The following is a 22,179-nucleotide window of genomic DNA, read 5'->3' as shown; positions in this document are numbered from 1 at the left end:
ACCAATGCTTAAGCTTTTAAATCGATTGCTTTACCTATTTTTTGGCCTTGCGCTTTGTACAAGCGCAAGCGCATTTGCTGTGCAAAAAGAATATGTGCTTAAAGCAGGCTTTTTATATAACTTTGCTCGTTTAGGGCAATGGCAATCTGCACACGAAAACACACCCGACTTTTTAATTTGTAGCCCCGACAGTCAATTTATAGCAATAGCCAATGCCGCCCTAGAAAATAGAAAAGTACATAATCGCCACTTGCACAATAAATATACCCCACTTGAGGCAACTGCACTTGAGGACTGTGATATAGTATTTATTACCGATAATACATACAACCAGTGGTTAAATGCTCACACCACGCTTAATTTAAAAAATACAATGATAGTTGGCGAAACCGATGGCTTTATAGCCGCACAGGGACATATTCGATTTTTTCTTTCAAGTAGTAAAGTGCGTTTTGAAGTTGCCCCAAGCAAGCTTAAAAAAGCAGGCATTACTATGAGCTCAAAAGTGCTGCGCTTAGCACGTGTAGTTGAGGGCTAATAATGAAAAACTACTTCTCACTAAATTCAATGAGTAAAAAGCTGCTGTTTATTTTAATGAGCGTTGCACTTACCTCTACGGCTACCGTGACTGCAGTTTTTAGCGCGTATGAGCTAAAAACCGCAAAACAAGAACAAACACAAAGCCTAAAATCACTCTCGCAAATATTAGCCCCCAATATTAGTACTGCTTTAATATTTTACGATACCGCCGCAATAAAAGAGCTCATTGAGCCGCTATTAATGCGCTCCGACATTGTATCGGTAGAAGTGTTTAACAATTTGAGCCAACAAATAGCAAGCGTAACGTCACCTAAATACAACCAAGAAAGCTCAGCACCGCATACAATAGAAATAAAAACAGCATTAACAATTGACGCTCAACACTACGGTACGCTGATTTTGCGGGCCGACGACAGTGACCTAAACGACAGAGCCGATTTTTATGGCCGGTTTATTATTGTGTTAATGATTTTTAGCTTTATTTTAAGTTTGCTTGTATCGCTAATGCTCAGAAAACGTTTTTTAAACCCCATTTTATATTTAGCACAAACAGCAGAGAAAATTACCTCATCCAACGACTATAGCTTGCGTGCTAAAGAGCTTTCGAAGGACGAAGTGGGTAAGCTAACTAGTTGTTTTAATACCATGCTACAAACTATAGAACAGCGCGATAACCTGCTAGAAAACCAAGTAAAACGAAGAACAACAGAGCTTGAGAATGCCAATGTTCAACTGCATCAATATGCTTATCAAGATGGCTTAACCGACCTACCTAACCGCCGTTATTTTTATGAGCACCTGCAACAGCTTGTAAGCACACCTGAACAAACATTTTCTTTGGTATTTATTGATTTAGATGGCTTTAAAGAAGTAAACGATAGCTTAGGCCACGACTTTGGTGATTTATTACTTCACGAAGTGGCTAAGCGACTTCGCCGCTGCTTAAAACAGCAAGACATAGTGGCGCGCTTAGGCGGTGATGAGTTTACCTTAATTCTCAAAGGAATAAGCGATACAACAGCGGTTTCGCACATTGCACACGATGTAATGAAAAGCCTGACCCGAACAATAACCATAAAAAACGAACATGTGCAGGTAACAGCAAGTATTGGCGTGGCGTTTTTTCCGCATGACGGTACATCGGTCGAAACCTTAGTTAAACGAGCTGATCAAGCGATGTATTTATCTAAAAGTAAGGGGCGTAACCGGTTTGAGTTTTTTTCATACGAAATGGAAGAGCTAGCGATTGAAAAACGCCGCCTCATAGAAGAAATACGCACAGGTTTAAATAATAACCAATTTGAACTTTACTACCAGCCAATATGGGATCCGCATTCACACACACTAAAAAAAGCAGAAGCGTTGATCCGTTGGAACCACCCAGAGCGAGGCATTATTGGCCCTGTCGAATTTATCGACATAGCAGAGCAAAATGGCTTGATAAAAGATCTTGGCGAATGGGTTAAGTCGCAAGCTGTTCGCGATGCTGTAGAGTTTAATAAACTAAGCTATACACCGGTGCAAATTAGTGTAAATACCTCACCTTTAGAAATTGATCGCGACGGAATATGGGTTACCCAATGGGTAGAGGCTTGCAAACTTTATAAGCTGCCACCTCATACGATTTTAATTGAGATAACTGAAAACAGCTTAATGGATCCAGATAACGCTATTCAGCACCACTTAAAACGCCTTAACGCGCTTGATATAGATATTGCTATTGATGATTTTGGCGTTGGGTATTCATCGCTTGCATACTTACAGCAATTAGACATTGATATACTTAAAATAGATCAATCTTTTATACAAAATATTGAAGCCAATAGCAGCAGTATAACGCTAATTAAAGCTATAATTACTATGGCGCATAACTTAGGGGTAGAAGTGGTCGCCGAAGGGGTAGAAACACCTACCCAGCAAGCGCAATTAATCGCGTTGGGCTGTGATTACATTCAAGGCTATTTATATTCAAAGCCGCTCTCAAAACAAGATTTTATAAATAGCCATCTGCAAATAAAAGCAACCGTTGAATAAGCTACAACCAGCGCGGTACGGTTTGCTTATATTTTAGGTAGTCATTTTTAAAACGCGTTACTAAATGCGCTTCCTCCACGGCTATTTGTTTATAAAGTGCATATAAGCCCACAGCAAGGCAAATTAAGCTAAATAAGCTCGGTAATGCCAAAAAGAACCCCAACTGAGCAGTTGCCACACCGACATACATAGGATTACGCGAAAAACTGTATAATCCTGTAGTTTTAAGCGTTTGTGGCCCATTTGGGTCTATACCCGAGCGCCAAAGTGACGCCATATGAAAATGAACAACCATACTGAGCACAAAGCCCGAGGTGAGCAATATATTGCCAAACATAACACCTGGCCACCCATTTAAGGTATTAAATAGACCTAAGTAGTTATCAGTGGCGGGAACAAACACACGCAGCACACACACAAACCATATAGCAGTCCTAAAAAACTTAAACGCCATATGATTCCACCAGCTAGTGCAAAACTTAGCGCCTGGAAAAATAACCCCCGCAGGGGTTGAGCGGTTTTTATGAATAATTCTAACGGTGTAAAACCCCGCCACAAACGTATAAAAAAGCGCTAAATACACACGCGTAAATTCAATTAGCGAAACAGAATCATCTATCAACGGTTGGTAGCTCATTAATTTATTTTCTTCATCCTTTTTAATAATTTCATCATAATAGCCATGCTATTCATTAACAAGGTTAGTGTGCTATAAACGTATAGTGGGTTTTTCTTTAAAAACTATAATTTATACCTGCGTAGTAACGCCTGCCAGAGTAACTTGAACTTAATAAACGCGCGTCGGTATCATTGCCTAAACGCGTAACTGTCTCCGATTTAGTTAAATTAATAACAGAGGCTGTTAAACTTAAGCTATCAGATATATTAATGGCGGCATTTACATCAACTTGCTCGTAAGGGTCTTGGTAGACATTTAAACCGCTGTTTAAGCCAAGGACCGTTTCGCCGCGTTTATTGTACGACGCGCGAAGAGTAAAGTACTCGCCTTCGTAATAAGCTGAGGTGTTGTACTGGTATTTAGCACTGCCTATTAATGGTGATTGGCCAAATTCTTCACCATTTACACTTACATCGGCTTTATTGGTTTTGTTATAGGTGTAATTAGCATAAAAACCAAAACCACCTGCAAATGCATGTTGAATAAATACTTCTGCCCCTTTTGATACCGCATCGGTGCCATTGCCCACTGTGCTGTATGGCGCAACGGTAATTATACCGCTCTCTACTATATTTTCTTTGCCTGCAAAATCTTGCTGAGCATCTATTACCAGCGGCACAACAAAGTTATCAACCTTTTTATGAAACAGCGCTAAACCTAATGCCGAGCCCTCGTCGTAATAATATTCAATAGATAAATCGGCCTGTACTGACTCAAAAGGTTTTAAATTTTTATTCCCACCACTGCCACTAAAGCCTGCTAGCTCGTTGAATGCCGCTCTGTCATCTGCCCACTCATTTGATACAAACGTGATACGCTGCTGCGAGCCTAAATCGCTGTAATTTGGTCGCGCCATCACTTTAGCAATAGCGCCTCTAATCACTAAATCGTCGGTGGCATCCCACGCTATATTAAAGCTTGGTAGAATTTGTGTGTCCGTATTTTTTTGTGTAACCAACTGATAGTCTTCTACAAAACGCGCATCACCAGTAACCGGCTCGCCTGTTTCATCATTGGTGTGATCAAGTTGATAAGTATATAAATCGGTAGAAGAGGTTAAGGTTTTAGTTTGTACTACGCGCACACCTAAATTACCCCTTACTTCACTAAACTCAAAATCGCCTTGAATGTAAAACGCTGATATTTTTTCTTCAATATCGTATACAAAGTTATCTTCTATGCGAGTATATGGCATGTAGTTGTCGGTTACTAAACTTCGGTATTTATCCCAATCTATGCTGGGCATTTGGTTTATGTTAAACCCGCCAACTATATTGGTTTGATTAATAAACACATCCTCGGCAAGTGGCATACCGCCATTCCATTGATAGCTATCAAATTGCGTTATACCTTGCTCACTCGCTTCACCTGCAGCAATATCAAAGTTAGGATCTAAAAAAAACGTATTACCGGTCTCGCGGTGTAAATTGGCATGACGATATTTAGCGCCGGTTCTAATTGTTTTTAAAAACCCCCAATCAACATAAAAGTCGATATCGGCCTGATAATAATCCTCTTCGAGTTCGCTGCGCACAAAGCTTGAATTTGACGAACCAGCATCACGCCCGCCGCCCAAGCCACTTTGCAGGTTAGCCAATGTGTTGGGATCAATACTCAGCGATACATTATTTTCATTTAAAGACCACGCTGCGCTTTGCGATGCGTTTTGAATAACGGCTTGGTTTTCACCGGCGTTTGAGCTTTTATAAGCGGCTTCCCAGCTTTCTTCAGGGCCGCCCTCAGCTTGAGTGTTACCAATAACAAACCGCGCTTTAAAGCTATCGCCTTCGTAGGTTAAATTAAAATCTATAGTATCGGAGGTAGACTCTTCTCGTACATAACTGCCACGCATCCACGGAAATTGCATATCGTTTTCAACACCGCTAGCACTGGCATTATATTGCATACCCGTTGCAATAGTGCCTGTTTCATCCAGGTTTACGGCGGTTAAAAAATCAGGATTGAGTGACCACTCAGGAATATCAATCACTGATTCGGTTCTGTCTTGTCCGAGTGTAAAACCAAAGTAGTTAAATCCTAGTTCTAAGCGATTAGTTGGGCGCCATTGTGTACTAAATTGAATACCTTCGCGCTCACGTTTTTCATTAAGCACTGAGCCACGTACAACTTGCGGAAACCACACGCCATCATAACGATTACCACTAGCATCACTTATCGTATCCCAACCATTATTGTTATCAACGGCATTACCATTAACATCAGTAGGTTGACCGCCACCGGTGTAACGCCATACATTTGCATCGGTGCTGCCTGTTAACGTGCGATTAGTACGCTCTTGATAGGTATAACCCACTAATACGCCAAAGGTGTCGTCATCATTTTTCCACGAATATAAGCCATTAAATTGCGGTTCGTACTCTTTTGTCACATCAGCGTAAGTAGATTCAACATTAAATACACCTGAATTGGCTTCCATACTTAAAGGCTTGCGGCTATGCATTAATACTGTGCCGCCTACGCCGCCTTCATCTAAACGTGCTTCTGGCGATTTATACACTTCTACGCTTTCTATCATGGCAGAGGGAAGTAAAGTGTAGTCGAACGAGCGAGCGGGCTCTCCCGCAGAGGAAGCAATAAAATTGCCATTAAGCTGAGTAAATGTAAGCTCAGATGATAAACCACGAATACTAACCGATGATCCCTCTCCCCCATCGCGTTCTATTACAACGCCAGGTACCCGCTGCAACGAATCCGCTACATTTTTATCAGGAAATTTGCCAATATCTTCGGCAGTAATTGCATCTACCACAGAGCCAGACATACGCTTAACATCTAAGTTCTCAGCCATACTTGAGCGTATACCCCGAACTTCAATGACTTCCATATTTTTTTTAAGCTGGGTTTTAGCATTTTGTGAGGCAGCATCATCCGCTAAGCTAAACGAACTTGCAGTAACAACAGATACACAAAATAAAGATTTATACACTTTAGATAAGGAGTAATGACGTAGGCAATTAATCATCTTTGACAGCGATTCCATTTACATTGCTATAGGTTGAGCAAATAAGTGATTCCGTAAACGTATTGAGATACGTAATGGTAAATTGCTGCAAAGTTTACATAGCGAAACTTAATCTATTGTTAACGCATGCCTAATTTTAAGTGAACTGCTAATAATCACGACTAATCAAAGTAAAAATTAATAAAAATAACGCACAAAAAAACCGCTTACGCGGCTTTTTAAAACACTTATATAAATAACAACGAGTAATAAGTGCTGCTAATTAGTTATACCAATCCGCATAATTAAGTGATTTATTTTGAGGATGGATAAACGAGTTGATAGCAAGGCAAAAAATTCGCTATTTAGTTGTTCTAAATGAGAGTTTTTTAACGCAGATAGCGACACGTTTAGCCCCTGAAAATGATTAAGTATTAATGCGGGTTGGTATTACTTGAGTTTAATTGGCTAGTAAATTGCCCAACTGCATTCACTACTTTTTGAGCACCATCTTGAATTTCAGCCATAACCTCACCCGACTCTTTAGAAAGCGCTAAACCTTGCTCTGCTTTTTCTTTGCCTTGTTCAATAACGGCCACGGTACTTTGTGTTTGTGACTGATTGCGCTGCACAACCTCCACAATTTCTTCTGTTGCTTTTGATGTTCTTGACGCTAAATGCCTTACTTCGTCAGCAACCACAGCAAAACCACGCCCTTGCTCTCCGGCACGGGCAGCCTCAATGGCAGCATTAAGTGCAAGTAAGTTGGTTTGCTCAGCAATACTACTTATGCTTTGCACTATATTGGCTATTTGTTGAGACTGTTGATCCAACGCCGATATTTCACTCGCCGCTTGCTCCATATTGATAGCCAGCTCGTTCATAACAGAAACAGTTTCTTGTAACACGCTACTACCCCGCTCTGCTGTTTTGTCTGTTTCTGTGGAGGTGCCATAGGCTATTTCGGCTGCTTGTGAAATAGCCATTTCACGGTTTACTTGCTCAGTGATCACTGTGGCAAACTTCATTACCTTATAAAGCTGATCCGCATCATTTGATATAGGGTTATAAGTGGCTTCTAACCATATTACATTGCCATACTTATCTATGCGCTTAAACCTATCGGCAATAAATTGGCCCTGTCTAAGCTTGCTCCAAAAGTGTTGGTATTCGGCCGAATTAGCTTCTTCGGTTTCACAAAACACGCGGTGATGCTGGCCAATTATTTCTGATTCACTGTATCCCATGGCTGACAAAAATTGATCGTTAGCCGTTAATACATGCCCTTCTAAATCAAATTCAATCACAGCCATAGAGCGATAAATTGCTTTTATTGTGTCGCTTTGCTCGCGAGAGGTTGTTATTGTTTTAGTAAGCACAGTACCAAACACCGAAAAATACAATAACTGGTTTTGTTCACCCACCACTGGGTGCACAATTATCCTCAACCACTCTTTATTACCATCTTGGCGAACAAACTCAATTGCTCCACTCCAGTGACCTTCTTTTTGGAATGCTTTTTCAAGTGCTGTGTATTCAGGTGATAAACGCGATTGATCAGCAATAAAATCACTTAGCTGGTTATTTGTTAAATTATCTTCGTTATAACCTAATGCGTTTAAAAAGTTATCGTTAGCATGCGAAATGCGCCCATCATAAAGTACATTAAGTACCAGCATTTCTTTGTAAAGCCCTTCCCACACTTGCTCTAAAGGGTACAACTGGGCTTTTAAAGCGGCTATTTCGTTTTGCTTACCTTTTGAAAAAAACATTAATTTCCCTACCAAAAAACACTAAATCAAGTTACTTCCAGTATAGGAGGTATTAATGATAACGCGATAATTAATAAGTAGTTTAAGCTACTTTTTTGCTAAATTTGTAAGCATGTGTTCCTTTTTTATATGCTTAGCCTTCACTTTCAACTAGGTTTACATACTTTTGTGCGAGCTGCTCAAGTGACTCCCTATTTAAAGGATCGCTTTTAATGCAGTTAATGGGGCACACTATGACACACGTTGGTTTATCGTAATGCCCCACACACTCTGTGCACTTAGCTGGGTCTATTTGGTAGATTTCTTCTCCCATAAAAATCGCGCTGTTGGGGCACTCATCTACACATACATCGCAGTTAATGCACTTGTTATTAATAAATAGGGCCATGCTACCGATTACTCACTTGCTACATTTTTATAGGGATTGCGGGTATCTTGGTGCTCATCTAAATTGCGCATCAATATTGCGTGCTCTAAATTAATGCTCACATCTAATGAAATTTTTACAATATGCCCAGAACCTTTTGCATCACTAATACTTTCGCCCTTTTTGTTTTGCATGTATTCAAGCTCAAAAGTGATATTTCCCTTTGGGGTCATTAGCTCTAAAGAATGCCCAACGCAAAATTTATTTTTTACCTCTACTTCAACTAAACCCTCTGCATGTCGCCCTATTACTTCTCCCACAAATTGCTGCTTAGTAGAGACCGAATGACCGTATTCGTAATTTTGATAATCTTGATGAGCATGGCGTTTTAAAAAGCCTTCGGTGTAGCCTCTATGCGCTAAGTTCTCAAGTGTTTTAAATAAGTTAGTATCGAATGGTTTACCCAAAGCCGCATCATCTATGGCCTTGCGATATACTTGCGCAGTGCGGGCTACGTAATAAAACGATTTAGTTCGCCCTTCTATTTTTAAACTATGTACGCCCATTTTTGTAAGCTGTTCTACGTATTGCACGGCACGTAAATCTTTTGAGTTCATAATGTAAGTGCCGTGTTCATCCTCAAACGTGGGCATATACTCCCTAGGGCGTCCTTGCTCCTCAAGCATGTAAATATTATTGGTTGGCGCACCTTCGCCAAGCGTTGGTATAACTTGGTTAGGGTCAACTTTGTGCACCATATCGCCCATTTCGTTTTCAGTGCCTGGTTTTACATCATAATCCCAGCGGCAGGCATTAGTGCAGGTTCCCTGATTTGGGTCGCGCTTATTAATATACCCCGAGAGCAAACAGCGCCCAGAATACGCCATACATAACGCGCCATGTACAAACACCTCAAGATCAGTATTTGGGCATAACGTGCGTATTTCTTTTATTTCTTCAAGCGAGAGCTCGCGCGATAAAATAACCCGCTCAATACCTTGTTTTGCCCAAAACTGAACGCTTGCATAATTAACGGCATTTGCTTGCACCGATAAGTGAATAGGCATGGCTGGCCACTTTTCACGTACCAGCATAATTAACCCAGGATCTGACATAATCAGCGCATCGGGTCCCATAGCTATCACCGGTTCTATATCGCGTAAATACGATTTAACCTTTGCGTTGTGCGGAGCAATATTAGAAACCACATAAAACTTTTTGTTTTGCGCATGGGCTTCATTAATCCCTATTTTTAATGTTTCTAAATCAAATTCATTATTACGTACCCGTAAGCTATAGCGGGGCTGACCGGCATAAACGGCGTCGGCCCCATACGCAAAGGCGTAGCGCATGTTTTTTAAACTTCCCGCAGGACATAACAGTTCAGGTATAAAAGAAGTGACAGAAGAAACAGCTGGCATATGCGCTCCAAACAGCTAACCGAGTACACATCGGTTATATGATTAATTAATTTTAGAAACGCGGCATTATAAGTGCGCCAAACAATGTGCTTTTGATCAAGATCATAAAACTGCAACCAAACTGGTTTTTAATAAAATTAGGTTTTTTCAATTAAAACGCGTATAATTCGCGCCCGTAAATATTCACACTTTTATTTAAAAATTATTGGAGCATAAAGATGGCTTTAGAGCGTACTTTCTCAATCGTAAAACCTGATGCAGTAGCAAAAAACCACATCGGTGCAATCTACAACCGTTTCGAAACTGCAGGCCTTAAAATCGTTGCAGCAAAAATGGTTCACCTTTCAAAAGAGAAAGCTGAAGGTTTCTACGCAGAGCACAGCGAGCGTCCTTTCTTCGGTGCTTTAGTATCTTTCATGACATCTGGCCCAGTAATGGTTACTGTTCTTGAAGGCGAAAACGCTGTTCTTAAAAACCGCGAAATCATGGGTGCTACTAACCCAGCTGAAGCACTAGCAGGTACTTTACGTGCAGACTACGCTGATAGCATCGACGAAAACGCTGTTCACGGTTCTGACGCTGTTGAATCTGCTGCTCGCGAAATCGCGTACTTCTTCGCTGACGAAGAGCTTTGTCCACGTACTCGTTAATTCGAGTTTTACAGTTAACGCTGTAATGCAAAGTAAGAAAAGGGCTTTCGAGCCCTTTTTTAGTCATTACGTAAAGTATTCATAAGTACATTTTGATATTTTACTTAATGATTAAAGTGGGTGAATTGTGTACAATTCGCCCTTGTAAATTTTATCTCCACCGTCACCGATTGAGGTTGTTTCATGACCGAGCAAAAAAAGATTAACTTATTAGATTTAAACCGAGATGCAATGCGCGAGCTATTTGTATCATTCGGTGAAAAGCCATTTCGTGGCGACCAGGTGATGAAATGGATTTATCATTTTGGCGTTGATAACTTTGACGATATGAGCAACGTGAATAAAAAGCTTAAAGAAAAGCTTAAAAACGAATGCGAAATTGTTGCGCCAGAAATCTCTGTACGCCAGCAAGCAAGCGACGGCACAATTAAGTACGCATTAGTGCTTGATGGCGGCCAAGAAGTGGAAGCTGTATGGATCCCAGAAAAAGACCGCGCCACCTTATGTGTATCTTCACAAGTAGGTTGTGCCCTTGAGTGCACGTTTTGTTCAACTGCGCAACAAGGCTTTAACCGTAACCTTAAAGTATCGGAAATTATTGGCCAAGTTTGGCGTGTAGCTAAAGACATAGGCCTTGATGGCAACAGCGAAAAACGCCCCGTTACCAACGTAGTAATGATGGGTATGGGCGAGCCACTACTTAATATTAAAAACGTTGTGCCAGCAATGGAGCTAATGATGGACGACTGGGGCTTTGGTTTATCTAAGCGCCGCGTAACATTAAGTACCTCAGGTGTTGTACCTGCGCTTGATTTACTAAAAGAAAAAATAGACGTAGCACTTGCTATTTCACTTCACGCACCCGATAACGCACTGCGTGACATACTTGTGCCAATTAACAAAAAGTACCCTATTGAAGAATTTTTAGCTGCGTGTCGTCGTTATATCGATGGCTCTAAAGCAAATAAAGACGTGACTATTGAATACGTTATGCTAAATGGCGTTAACGACAGCACCGACCAAGCACATGAGCTGGTTAAAACGCTTAAAGGTACCCCTTCTAAAGTTAACCTTATTCCGTTTAACCCGTTCCCGGGTAACGAATACACGCGCTCTAGCAACAGCCGTATTGACCGTTTTTCTAAAGTACTACAAGCTGCGGGTATTACGTGTATTGTTCGTCGTACTCGCGGTGACGATATTGACGCCGCCTGTGGGCAATTAGCTGGCGATGTTGTTGACCGTACTAAGCGTATGGCGAAAAAGAAAATGCGCGACGATAACGCCATTAGCGTAAATATCCAACAAGCATAAGCCTGTTACCACCCTGCGTATTTTCTTTATGCAGGGTGGATAAGTTGTTTATTTTTAAATAAATGATGCAACACCAAGGGTTTTAGGTAAGATAGGCGCTATGGATAGAAAAACAGAGACAAGGTAATGCGATCTTTACTTGCTTTAACACTTTCAACACTTACCCTTACAGGCTGCGTAAGTGAAAGTAGTTATAACGGCAGTGACAAACCCGTCGTCGAAAATAAAATCAATAATGCAGGCGCAGCACGCACACGTATCGCTCTGGCTTTACAATACTTAGAAACAGGCAATAACTCGCAAGCAAAGTATAACCTTGAGCGAGCTATAGAGTTTGCCCCTAATCTTCCTGAAGTACATTACTCTCTTGCTTATTATTACCAACAAGTAGGGGAAAACGAGCGTGCCGATAAAGCTTATCAAAAAGCATTAGCAATCAAGCCTGACGATCCAAATACGCTTAATAACTACGGGGTATTTTTATGTAGTATTAAAGAGTATGACCGCGCAACTGATCAGTTTTTAAAAGCTATTGATATCCCAAGCTATATTCGCGTTGCCGAAAGCTACGAAAACCTTGCACTATGTGCCATTGAATTTAACGACTTTGAAAATGCAGAGAGTTACTTTACACAAGCACTTAATCATAGCTCGCAGCGTACATCGACCCTAATTAGCTTAGCAGCCCTTTTTTATGCTAAAAGTGACTTACATAAAGCCAGCGACGTTTTAAAGCGCCATGACGATACTGGCCGTGTGTCTGCACGGGCTTTATTACTTAGTTATTTAATTAAACAGCGAATGGGCAGAATAGAAGAAGCAGAAAAAATTGCCGCCACCATATTGCAAACTTACCCAACAAGTAACCAAGCTTATGCTATTCGCGATAATCGTACTAAACAAACTGAGTTTGAAATACTGCGCGAAAAATACCGTAAAGCGCAGCTTGAGGAGCTTCAAGAGCAGTATGGTGAAGAGCAAATCAGTGTTGAGCAACCAAAAATTAAAATTATTCGTAAAAAACGTCCAACTACCGATAATTCTACCAGCTTAATTTCCCCTGGTGTTGAGCCATCTAGCCCAGTATTAAATGAGACGGCAAAAGCACAGGCAACCATTACCGCAGCAAACAAACAAAAAACCTTAGCTGGGCAAAGTGATGAAGTGAAAGCGCACACATCACCGGCTCAACCAGCGCAAGCTAAAATAGCAACAACTAATACAGAAGTACCTGCTGTGGTAGCGGCCCCTAATGTTACAAATAAGGCAGAGGCATCTGAAGCAGACAAAAACCAACCTGCCCAAGCAGTAGGTACACCGCCAGCCATAAGTGCATCTGCAGAGACTAAAACAGATACCACAGCGGTACTTTTAGCATTAACAACAGAGCACCAAGATCAGCAAACATCATCTGCTATAGCAGCGCCGCCAAAAGCCGCCTCTACGCAACCCCCAAAAAATGATGACGAAGTTAAAATAATTTCGTTTGGCGCTCCCAAACAAGCTAACTTTAATGCGCCGCAAAGTACGCGTTCTGCTGCAAATGGCCCACAAAATTCGGGCTTAAACAATACTGTTGTATTTTACGAAGCTAAAAAAGACAGCGCGGTATTTAGTGATAATTCGTACAACGATAATCAAGACATTACACTAAAAAACTACCAACCTAGTGTAAAACAAGCGCCACCAATGCTTAATCCAAAAGTACCACCGTTAGAGGTGCCTTTTCATATTATTGAGTTTGGTGAAAACCTATTTAGCATTTCGGTGCGATACAATGTTAAACTACAAAAACTCCTGCAGTGGAATGGTCTAAAGGAGTCGGATCGTGTTATCAACGGAAGTAAAATTTATTTAAACGATCCTAATATTTATTACGAGATTAAAGCTGGTGATACCCTTTACGACATAGCTACCCAGCGGCATGTATTAATTGATGAATTAATGCGGTGGAATAAATTAAGCCCAGATATAGAACTTACACCCGGGCACAGACTATTACTAGTGGATCCAAATTCGTACTTATTATGACAGAAGAAACTACGCAACAAAGCGATGAACCAAGTGTTGGGCAGCTATTAAAAGCGCACAGAGAACAAGCTAATATAAGCTTAGAGTCACTGACTGGCCCGCTTAAACTTTCTATTTCTCAGTTACAACGATTAGAAAGCGATCAGTACCAAACGTTAGGCCCTATAACCTTTGTAAAAGGTTATATAAAAAACTATTGTCGCGAACTAAACGTCGACAGTGCCCCTATTTTAGCTAAGCTACCTGCACCGCCTGAGCCTACAAAGCCGGCTAACATGCAAAGCTTTTCGCGCCGCACAGAAAAAGAGGCTCACGACAGCCGCTTAATGCTGGTGAGCTACATTATTTTAGCCATTGTTATTGGCTCATCTGCCATGTGGTTTTGGCAAAATGCCACGCCTATTGATGAACAAACTAGCACTATCAATATTGAAAATTCAATTTTAGATAACCAGCAAAATAATAATGCGCTTAATAATGAAAGCCAGAGTAGTTCGCAGATGCAAGCAACACAAATTGCACAGCGCACACCGGCTATAACACCTACAAGTGATGAACAAGTGCCCTTAAGTGAAGCCGTAAATACAACAGCACCTATTGCAGCAAGCACGCAAGCAGCGACTAGCGAGCCCGACACGCAAAGCAACATCAGTACAATTAACATGGTGTTTAACGATGAAAGCTGGGTAGAAATACATGATGGCGAAGGTGAGCGCATTGCATTTGGCGTAAAAAAAGCAGGCTATAAAATGACTGTAAGCGGTACCCCGCCTTTTTCAGTTGTGCTGGGTAAGCACGACGTAGTTAGTGTTTCTCTAAACGGCGAGCCAGTTGATATTTCTGGCTATCCTAAAAATCGTTTAGCCAAATTTAAATTACCATTAGCAGAGTAGTCGCTATGTTTTCAGAATCTCCAATTAAACGCAGAAAATCAACCCGCATCAATGTAGGCAACGTGCCTATTGGTGACGGTGCCCCTATTGCCGTGCAGTCGATGACCAATACCGACACCCTAGATATAGATGCCACGGTAGCGCAAATTCAGGCAATACAAGATGCCGGCGCCGACATAGTGCGGGTATCTGTACCAACAATGGATGCTGCAGAAGCGTTTAAAAGTATAAAAGAGCAAGTTAGTATACCGCTTGTAGCCGACATTCACTTTGATTACCGCATAGCGTTAAAAGTGGCAAAATACGGCGTAGATTGCCTGCGTATAAACCCGGGGAATATAGGCAGTGAAGAGCGTATTAGAGCCGTTGTAGACTCAGCACGCGAGCATAATATTCCTATTCGTATTGGTGTAAATGGCGGCTCATTAGAGCGCGACCTACAAGAAAAATACGGCGAGCCAACTCCCGAGGCATTACTTGAATCAGCAATGCGCCATGTAGATATATTACGCCGCCTTGATTTTGACCAATTTAAAATATCGGTAAAAGCATCAGACGTATTTTTAGCTGTAGGCGCTTATCGCTTACTTGCTAAAGAAATAGATCAACCCCTGCATTTAGGGATCACCGAAGCCGGCGGCATGCGCTCAGGTTCGGTTAAATCGGCTGTAGGTTTAGGCATGTTACTTGCCGAAGGGATTGGCGACACCCTACGTGTGTCACTTGCTGCCGATCCAGTTCAAGAAATCAAAGTAGGTTTTGATATTTTAAAATCGCTGCGTATACGCTCACGCGGTATTAACTTTATTGCCTGCCCTAGCTGCTCACGTCAAGAGTTTGATGTAGTAAGCACCATGAACCAACTTGAAGAACGCCTAGAAGATGTGGTTGAGCCAATGTCTGTTTCGGTGATTGGTTGTGTAGTTAATGGCCCAGGTGAAGCTCTTGTTAGTGATATTGGCCTTGCCGGTGCAAATCGCCGCTCAGGTTTATACATTAATGGCGAGCGCCAAAAAGCGCGTATAGATAACAACAACATTGTTGACCAGCTCGAAGGCTACGTACGCGACTTTATTGCCCAAAAAGAGCAGCAAACACCTATCGACATAAAAATAGTCGAATAAATACCGTATAAAGCGCCAAACCACGCTGTTTGGCGTTTACCTTTATAGCTAGAGGATACCCAAACGACCCCAAGATACAGAATTCAGCGTTTCACAGGCTCTTAATATCAAGGCGTTACTTTGCAAGAATGGCAATCCCTTTTAAAAAGTAACAACGATGAGAGTAAGTGTCTGTGAACCGCCCAACGGGTTGGTTTAAAAGCGATTTATACTGCGTTATTGATTTTAACAATAGAACCACTATTACTTTCAATCAATGCCTTGCCTAAATCGCTTTTAATTCCAACGACGCTCGCATCATGGGGTCATTTGGGTATATAATGACGGGTCAATTTTTAGCATTCTTGTTGTGTAAGCATTTTTTATTACACATAAACAGTAATTAGGATTTATCAGTGGCAAAACAAATTCAGGCAGTTCGCGGTATGAACGATTGTCTGCCGGGCGACACGCAAGTTTGGCAGAAAGTAGAAAACATTTTACGCGAGACAGTAGCTTCGTTCGGTTATCAAGAAATTCGTTTTCCTATTGTAGAATCAACCGACTTATTTAAGCGCTCTATTGGTGAAGTAACCGATATAGTAGAAAAAGAAATGTACACCTTTGCCGATCGTAACGGCGACATGCTAACCCTTCGCCCAGAAGGCACCGCAGTGTGTGTACGTGCAGGTAATCAAAATGGCTTGCTTTATAACCAAGAGCAGCGTCTGTGGTATATGGGCCCGATGTTTCGTCATGAACGCCCGCAAAAAGGCCGCTACCGTCAGTTTCACCAATTTGGTTTAGAAACATTTGGTATTGCCACAGCCGATATAGACGCAGAGGTTATATTACTTACCGCGCAATTATGGAAAGCATTTGGCATTAACGAACACGTTCGTTTAGAGCTTAACTCATTGGGCTCTAACGAAGCCCGTGCTGATTACCGCGATGCACTTGTAGCCTACCTTGAACAACATACCGACGTGCTTGATGAAGATTCAAAGCGCCGTATGTACTCAAACCCATTACGTGTACTTGACAGCAAAAACCCAGACGTGCAAGCAATTTTAGTGGATGCACCTAAATTGTCTGAGCATTTAGATGCTGAATCAAAAGAACATTTTGCAAATTTATGTGAACGTTTAGACGCAGCTGGCGTCATATATACGGTTAATGAAAAGTTAGTACGTGGTTTAGACTACTACAACCGCACCGTGTTTGAATGGGTAACAGATAGCCTAGGCGCACAAGGTACAGTATGTGCCGGCGGGCGCTACGATGGCTTAGTTGAGCAACTTGGCGGCAAAGCCACCCCAGCGGTAGGTTTTGCAATGGGCCTTGAGCGTTTAGTGCTGTTACTTCAAGCCCTTGAGTGTGTAGGTGACATTCGTCGCAATGCTGATGTATATTTAGCTGCAATGGGTGACAAAGCAAGTATTCAAGCCCCTGCCATTGCAGCGCAACTGCGCAGCGACGTACCGGGTTTACGCGTTATGGTACATGCCGGTGGCGGTAACTTTAAAAAACAACTAAAACGAGCTGATAAAAGCGATGCACTTGTTGCCGTAATTATTGGCGAAGATGAATTAGAAAAAGGCGTTGTGACCATAAAATATTTACGCGAGCGTAAAGAGCAAGTCACACTAGAATTAGAACAAGCTAAAGCGCTATTAGCTGAGCTTATAAATAGCTAAGCTAACATAAGAGGTAGTAATGGACATTTATTCAACAGAAGAACAACAAGCAGAAGCCATTAAGCGCTTTTTTCGCGAAAACGGTATATCACTTGCGCTAGGTGTAATTGTAGGTTTAGGTGGCTTATACGGCTGGAAAGCATATAACCAAAACCAAATTACAACTGCTGAGCAAGCATCTGACGAATATACAACACTTGTGCAGGGTGATGATGTACTAGGCGCAGCTGATACATTTATTAAAAATAATCAAGACACAAGCTATGCAACTTTAGCCGCTTTTGTTGCAGCAAAAGATGCTGTTGATGCAAAAAAATTAGACTTAGCTAGCGAAAAACTAAGCTGGATTGTTACAAACGCCCAAAGCGAAGAGCTTAAAGCCATCGCAATTACGCGTTTAGCCCGTATTCAACTTGCGCAAAGTAAGTTTGACGAAGCGCTAAGCACATTAAACTCACCACTACCAGAGGCATATAATGCCAATGTAGCTGAGCTTAAAGGCGATATTTACATTGCACAAGGTAATAAAGACCAAGCTCGCACTGCGTATCAAGCCGCTGCCGATGCAGGTGGGTTAGCAACAAACCCTTTATTACAAATTAAATTAGACGACCTAGCAGTAACTAGCCCAGCGGCATAAGGTTTTAGGTATGAAAAAAATAACAACAGCAACTCTAGCACTGTGCATGGCAACACTAATGGGTTGTTCATCAAGCGATGACGAAGACGAGTTGGTACTCCCTGAAATTGTTAATCAGTTTGAAACAAACGTAGTATGGCAAGAGTCGGTTGGCAGTGGTGTAGAGCATTATTTTTCTCGCTTATCGCCTGCTGTATACAAAGACACTGTTTTTGTAGCCAGCCGTGAAGGCCAAATTGAAGCGCTTTCGCTGACTAATGGTGACACGTTATGGGAAACCGATGTACGTGAAAACCTATCGTTTTGGCCATGGTCAGATAATGGCACAGCAAAATTATCGGGTGGTATATTACAAGCTTATGGTAAAATTTACGTAGGCTCTGAGCACGGCTTTATTATTGCTCTTGACCGCGAAACGGGTGAAGAAGTATGGCGTAAAAATGTACCTGGCGAAGCACTATCTAAACCCGCTGCTGGCGATGGCTTAATTTTTGTTAATTTAGGCTCGGGTAAATTATTAGCGCTGCACCCAGATACAGGCGAAGAACGCTGGAACTTTGAACAAGAAGTACCTCCACTTACACTGCGCGGCCAAAGCTCGCCAACAGTTGCAAACGGTGGTGTGTTAATGGGCTTAGAAACAGGCAAGCTGAGCGTACTAATTTCAGAAAGCGGTTACTCAGCATGGAGTGCAGAAATTGCCGTAGCTAAAGGTGCATCAGAATTTGAGCGTTTGGTTGATGTAGACACGCAACCACTTATTAGCGGCCCTTACGCTTATGCTATTGCTTATAACGGTAATCTAGCAGCGGTAGATATTCGCTCAGGTAATGTAGTATGGAAGCGTGAATACAGCAGCTACCGCGAAATAGCGATGGATGCACAAACTATTTACCTAGTAGATAGTGATGGCGTAATTTACGCATTAGATAAAAATTCAGGTATTGAACGTTGGAGCCAACCCGCTCTACGTGGTTGGTACCTTACAGGCCCTGCCGTTGCAGGTAGCCACTTAGCTTTAGGCGACCAAGAAGGTAACCTGCATTGGCTAAACAAAGACACTGGCGAGTTAGTATCTCGTGAAGAATTTGACAGCTCAGGCTTTTTTGTAGAACCCGTTGTAGCCGACGATAAGCTAATTTTATACACCCGTGATGGTGAAGTTAGTGTGGTAAACATACCTAACTAACTAGCTAACACTTAAAGGTTTTTTGTAAGGCTTCGCACTGCGAAGCCTTTTGTTGTTTTTTAAAGAGGTAGTTTATGCTTCCCGTGATCGCTCTAGTTGGGCGACCCAATGTGGGCAAATCCACATTATTTAACCGTTTAACACGTACTCGTGATGCACTCGTAGCCGATTTTCCAGGTTTAACACGAGATAGAAAATATGGCCAAGCTAATTACGATGGCTATGAATTTATCGTGGTAGACACGGGTGGTATTGATGGCTCAGAAGAAGGCATCGAAACCGAAATGGCCGACCAGTCTTTACTTGCCATTGAAGAAGCCGACATTGTGTTATTTTTAGTTGATGCCCGCGTAGGCATGACCGTTGCAGATCAAGCCATTGCTAATCATTTGCGAAAGCAAGAGAAAAAAAGCTTTGTGGTTGCCAATAAAACTGACGGGATAGACGCCGACTCAAACTGTGCTGAATTTTATCAACTATCATTAGGTGAAGTGCATCATATTGCAGCAGCGCATGGCCGTGGCATAACACTATTGCTTGAACAAACGCTACAACCTGTGATTGCTGAGCTGGCCGCGCTTGATGAAGATGTTGCTGATGACGATGAAGAGTTAATCGATTTATACCAAGAAGCTGAAGGCGACGATACAGATCACCAAGCCTTTGCAGACAAACCTGTAAAACTGGCTATTATTGGTCGCCCTAACGTAGGTAAGTCAACACTTACAAATCGTATACTCGGTGAAGAACGTGTGATTGTATACGATATGCCAGGTACTACCCGCGATTCTATTTATATTCCGATGACCCGTAACGACAAAGAATATATTTTAATAGATACCGCAGGTGTTCGTAAGCGTAAAAAAGTAAGCGACGTAGTTGAAAAGTTCTCAGTAATTAAAACACTTCAAGCAATTGAAGATGCAAATGTAGTATTACTGGTTGTTGATGCCCGCGATGGTATTTCTGATCAAGACTTAAGCTTATTAGGTTTTGCGCTTAACTCAGGTCGTTCATTGGTTATTGCTGTGAACAAATGGGATGGGCTTGACGACTACGTTAAAGACCGCATTAAAACAGAGCTTGATCGCCGTTTAGGCTTTATTGATTTTGCACGCTTGCACTTTATATCTGCACTTCATGGTACAGGTGTTGGCCATTTATTTGAGTCGGTTGATGAAGCGTACGAGTCAGCAACTAAACGTATTAGCACCGCAATGCTTCGCCGTATTATGGACATGGCACAGGCCGATCACCAGCCGCCACTTGTTCGTGGTCGTCGTGTTAAGCTTAAATATGCGCATGCCGGTGGTTATAACCCGCCACGCATTGTAATTCACGGTAACCAAGTTCATGATTTACCAGATAGCTACAAACGCTACCTGATGAACTACTACCGTAAAGCACTCAAAATTATGGGTACCCCAATCAAAATTGAATTTAGAGAAGGTGATAACCCATTTGCAGGGCGTACTAACAAAGTAACGCTTTCGCAAAAACGTAAAATACGTGCCTTTGCAAAAGAAAACCGTAATAAATAAACTGCATAAGCGTTAATTTATTACAAAAAAACGGCGTACTTTTTAGTACGCCGTTTTTTATTGGAGATTAAGTAATGCCAATTGCACAAGCCGTTCAACAGTGGTGCCTTGGGTATTTTTAGGCGCTTTGGAGGAATACTTGGACTTTGGCGGCTTAATAGTTATAAACCCATGATTGGTTGCCATTTCGTGGGCTAACAACTTTCTCTCTTTGGGTGTTAAATGGTTTTCGTGTATTTTTGCAAGCTCCCCACTATCAAGCCATATGCCAGCGCAACCTGGACACTCGTCTATTTCAACCACTTTTAGCGGTGAGAAATACCGGCGCATCATCACTATACTTGGGCACTTTGGGCAATTTACTCGCGATGATACATCGCCCTCACCTTCAATAAGGTTACTTAAATGTTTAAGTAGCACCTGGCCATGCTTTAACTCAGGCGAGCTAAACTTAAAAATTTGGCTGTTATCAAAAAACACGCCGCCTTGCGCTGAGGTATAAACAGTGATACCGCCAATTAATAACGGTTCAAGAGAGGTATTTGTGCGTGGGCATAACATTCTAAAATCCTTTTATTTTAATACTTAACTTACACTACTTTACTCAAGTGCTTTATGAATAAGCCCAACAAGCGGTGGTGGCAATGTAATATGGCCAGCCAATACAAACTCATGCGCGTCATCTGACATTTTTTGCCATGTACGGCGAATAATCCCAATCCATTTTTGCTCATCGTAATCAGGCTTGCTATTAGCAAACCCGAGCATGTAATGCTCAATAAATACAAGGCTAGCTACATCTTCTACTAATTGGCTGTCGGGGTTACGTTTAATATTTTTTTTAGCAACTGCATCGTACACTCGGTTTTGCTCAGCCTCACCGTACCCAGCTTGCTGCATAAGCGCTACAACAGTACTTGCATGAAATATATAAAGTGCACTGCGCCACTGATGATAGCCTTGCTTGTTCATTGCAAAGTCACTACGGGGCGACTTCCAACGTTGTATATGCTGCCCACGCACTGCAATTTGCATTTGCTCGTCAGCACCTGGGTTAAAACGGCTAAGCATATCGCTCATACGCTGTGAGTATAAATATTCTTTAGGAACACTCTCCCCATTAAATTGCTCAGTGTTTGGGTCTTGGTTGTTAGCTTCATCAATTAGGGCGATTACTTTATTAAACATGACGGTCATTTTTTATAATAAGTTTTAATTATTCTAAACGCTGATAAAACAATAAACTAGTACGCCAATCAGTTATGCAGTGAAATTTGTTCAATCAAAAATAAAACCACTAAATATGGGCTGTAAAAGTGAGCGCATTGATTTAGTTAACTTGGTAC

General features: G+C 41.7%; 18 protein-coding genes. 11 read left to right on the top strand and 7 right to left on the bottom strand.

Features of this window, described 5'->3' with window-relative positions; translation table 11 throughout:
• Positions 1–4 precede the first annotated feature (4 nt).
• On the top strand, positions 5–538 hold the full coding sequence (locus tag QUE46_RS16970; RefSeq protein ID WP_286248729.1) for a YfiR family protein: 534 nt from the start codon (positions 5–7) through the stop codon (positions 536–538).
• A gap of 2 nt (positions 539–540) precedes the next feature.
• A complete protein-coding gene (locus QUE46_RS16965; RefSeq protein ID WP_286248728.1) occupies positions 541–2,574 on the top strand; it encodes a bifunctional diguanylate cyclase/phosphodiesterase in 2,034 nt (677 codons plus the stop codon).
• Position 2,575: 1 nt separating this feature from the next.
• Here the strand turns inward: QUE46_RS16965 and QUE46_RS16960 are convergent, their stop codons facing one another.
• From QUE46_RS16960 to yegQ, 5 genes are all read right to left on the bottom strand, one after another.
• Entirely contained in the window at positions 2,576–3,211 is a 636-nt protein-coding gene (locus QUE46_RS16960) for an isoprenylcysteine carboxylmethyltransferase family protein (protein WP_286248727.1), read from the bottom strand.
• A 97-nt stretch (positions 3,212–3,308) separates the two neighbouring features.
• Positions 3,309–6,236 carry a TonB-dependent receptor gene (locus tag QUE46_RS16955; RefSeq protein WP_286248726.1) on the bottom strand — a complete coding sequence of 976 codons (2,928 nt, stop codon included), beginning with the start codon at positions 6,234–6,236 and terminating at the stop codon, positions 3,309–3,311.
• 413 nt (positions 6,237–6,649) lie between these two features.
• Positions 6,650–7,987, bottom strand: a complete 1,338-nt coding sequence (locus QUE46_RS16950) for a PAS domain-containing methyl-accepting chemotaxis protein (RefSeq protein ID WP_286248725.1) — start codon at positions 7,985–7,987, stop codon at positions 6,650–6,652.
• Positions 7,988–8,120: 133 nt separating this feature from the next.
• Positions 8,121–8,375 (bottom strand): YfhL family 4Fe-4S dicluster ferredoxin, encoded by a 255-nt coding sequence (locus tag QUE46_RS16945; protein ID WP_286248724.1) that lies wholly within the window; start codon positions 8,373–8,375, stop codon positions 8,121–8,123.
• Positions 8,376–8,383: 8 nt separating this feature from the next.
• Positions 8,384–9,775, bottom strand: coding sequence for a tRNA 5-hydroxyuridine modification protein YegQ (gene yegQ / locus QUE46_RS16940; protein WP_286248723.1), 1,392 nt, complete (start codon positions 9,773–9,775; stop codon positions 8,384–8,386).
• 218 nt (positions 9,776–9,993) lie between these two features.
• Here yegQ and ndk point away from each other — a divergent pair, with 218 nt between their 5' ends.
• From ndk to der, 9 genes are all read left to right on the top strand, one after another.
• A complete protein-coding gene (gene ndk, locus QUE46_RS16935) occupies positions 9,994–10,425 on the top strand; it encodes a nucleoside-diphosphate kinase (protein WP_004586996.1) in 432 nt (143 codons plus the stop codon).
• A gap of 183 nt (positions 10,426–10,608) precedes the next feature.
• Positions 10,609–11,739, top strand: coding sequence for a bifunctional tRNA (adenosine(37)-C2)-methyltransferase TrmG/ribosomal RNA large subunit methyltransferase RlmN (locus tag QUE46_RS16930; protein ID WP_286248722.1), 1,131 nt, complete (start codon positions 10,609–10,611; stop codon positions 11,737–11,739).
• Between the two features lie 126 nt (positions 11,740–11,865).
• Positions 11,866–13,770 carry a type IV pilus biogenesis/stability protein PilW gene (gene pilW, locus QUE46_RS16925; protein ID WP_286248721.1) on the top strand — a complete coding sequence of 635 codons (1,905 nt, stop codon included), beginning with the start codon at positions 11,866–11,868 and terminating at the stop codon, positions 13,768–13,770.
• The gene (locus QUE46_RS16920; RefSeq protein WP_286248719.1) at positions 13,767–14,663 is read left to right on the top strand and encodes a RodZ domain-containing protein; all 897 of its coding nucleotides are present in this window, start codon (positions 13,767–13,769) and stop codon (positions 14,661–14,663) included. Before pilW ends, QUE46_RS16920 begins: the two co-directional genes overlap by 4 nt.
• Before the next feature lie 5 nt (positions 14,664–14,668).
• Positions 14,669–15,787 carry a flavodoxin-dependent (E)-4-hydroxy-3-methylbut-2-enyl-diphosphate synthase gene (gene ispG / locus QUE46_RS16915; protein ID WP_055016093.1) on the top strand — a complete coding sequence of 373 codons (1,119 nt, stop codon included), beginning with the start codon at positions 14,669–14,671 and terminating at the stop codon, positions 15,785–15,787.
• A 395-nt stretch (positions 15,788–16,182) separates the two neighbouring features.
• Positions 16,183–17,463 (top strand): histidine--tRNA ligase, encoded by a 1,281-nt coding sequence (gene hisS / locus QUE46_RS16910; RefSeq protein WP_286248716.1) that lies wholly within the window; start codon positions 16,183–16,185, stop codon positions 17,461–17,463.
• A 19-nt stretch (positions 17,464–17,482) separates the two neighbouring features.
• A complete protein-coding gene (locus QUE46_RS16905) occupies positions 17,483–18,103 on the top strand; it encodes a tetratricopeptide repeat protein (RefSeq protein ID WP_286248713.1) in 621 nt (206 codons plus the stop codon).
• Positions 18,104–18,113: 10 nt separating this feature from the next.
• Positions 18,114–19,292 carry an outer membrane protein assembly factor BamB gene (gene bamB / locus QUE46_RS16900; protein WP_286248711.1) on the top strand — a complete coding sequence of 393 codons (1,179 nt, stop codon included), beginning with the start codon at positions 18,114–18,116 and terminating at the stop codon, positions 19,290–19,292.
• Positions 19,293–19,366: 74 nt separating this feature from the next.
• A complete protein-coding gene (gene der / locus QUE46_RS16895; RefSeq protein WP_286248709.1) occupies positions 19,367–20,833 on the top strand; it encodes a ribosome biogenesis GTPase Der in 1,467 nt (488 codons plus the stop codon).
• Between the two features lie 57 nt (positions 20,834–20,890).
• On the opposite strand, the gene QUE46_RS16890 is transcribed toward der, so the two are convergent.
• Together QUE46_RS16890 and QUE46_RS16885 are read right to left on the bottom strand one after the other, a co-directional pair.
• Positions 20,891–21,394, bottom strand: coding sequence for a zf-TFIIB domain-containing protein (locus QUE46_RS16890; protein ID WP_286248707.1), 504 nt, complete (start codon positions 21,392–21,394; stop codon positions 20,891–20,893).
• A 39-nt stretch (positions 21,395–21,433) separates the two neighbouring features.
• Complete coding sequence (locus tag QUE46_RS16885) at positions 21,434–22,021, bottom strand: DUF4202 domain-containing protein (protein ID WP_286248706.1); 588 nt, start codon at positions 22,019–22,021, stop codon at positions 21,434–21,436.
• Positions 22,022–22,179: the final 158 nt, after the last annotated feature.

This window comes from Pseudoalteromonas sp. MM1 (assembly GCF_030296835.1).
Classification (GTDB): Bacteria; Pseudomonadota; Gammaproteobacteria; order Enterobacterales; family Alteromonadaceae; genus Pseudoalteromonas.
The sequence above is the reverse complement of the archived record's forward strand: the minus strand, read 5'-3'. Positions and strand labels throughout refer to the sequence as shown.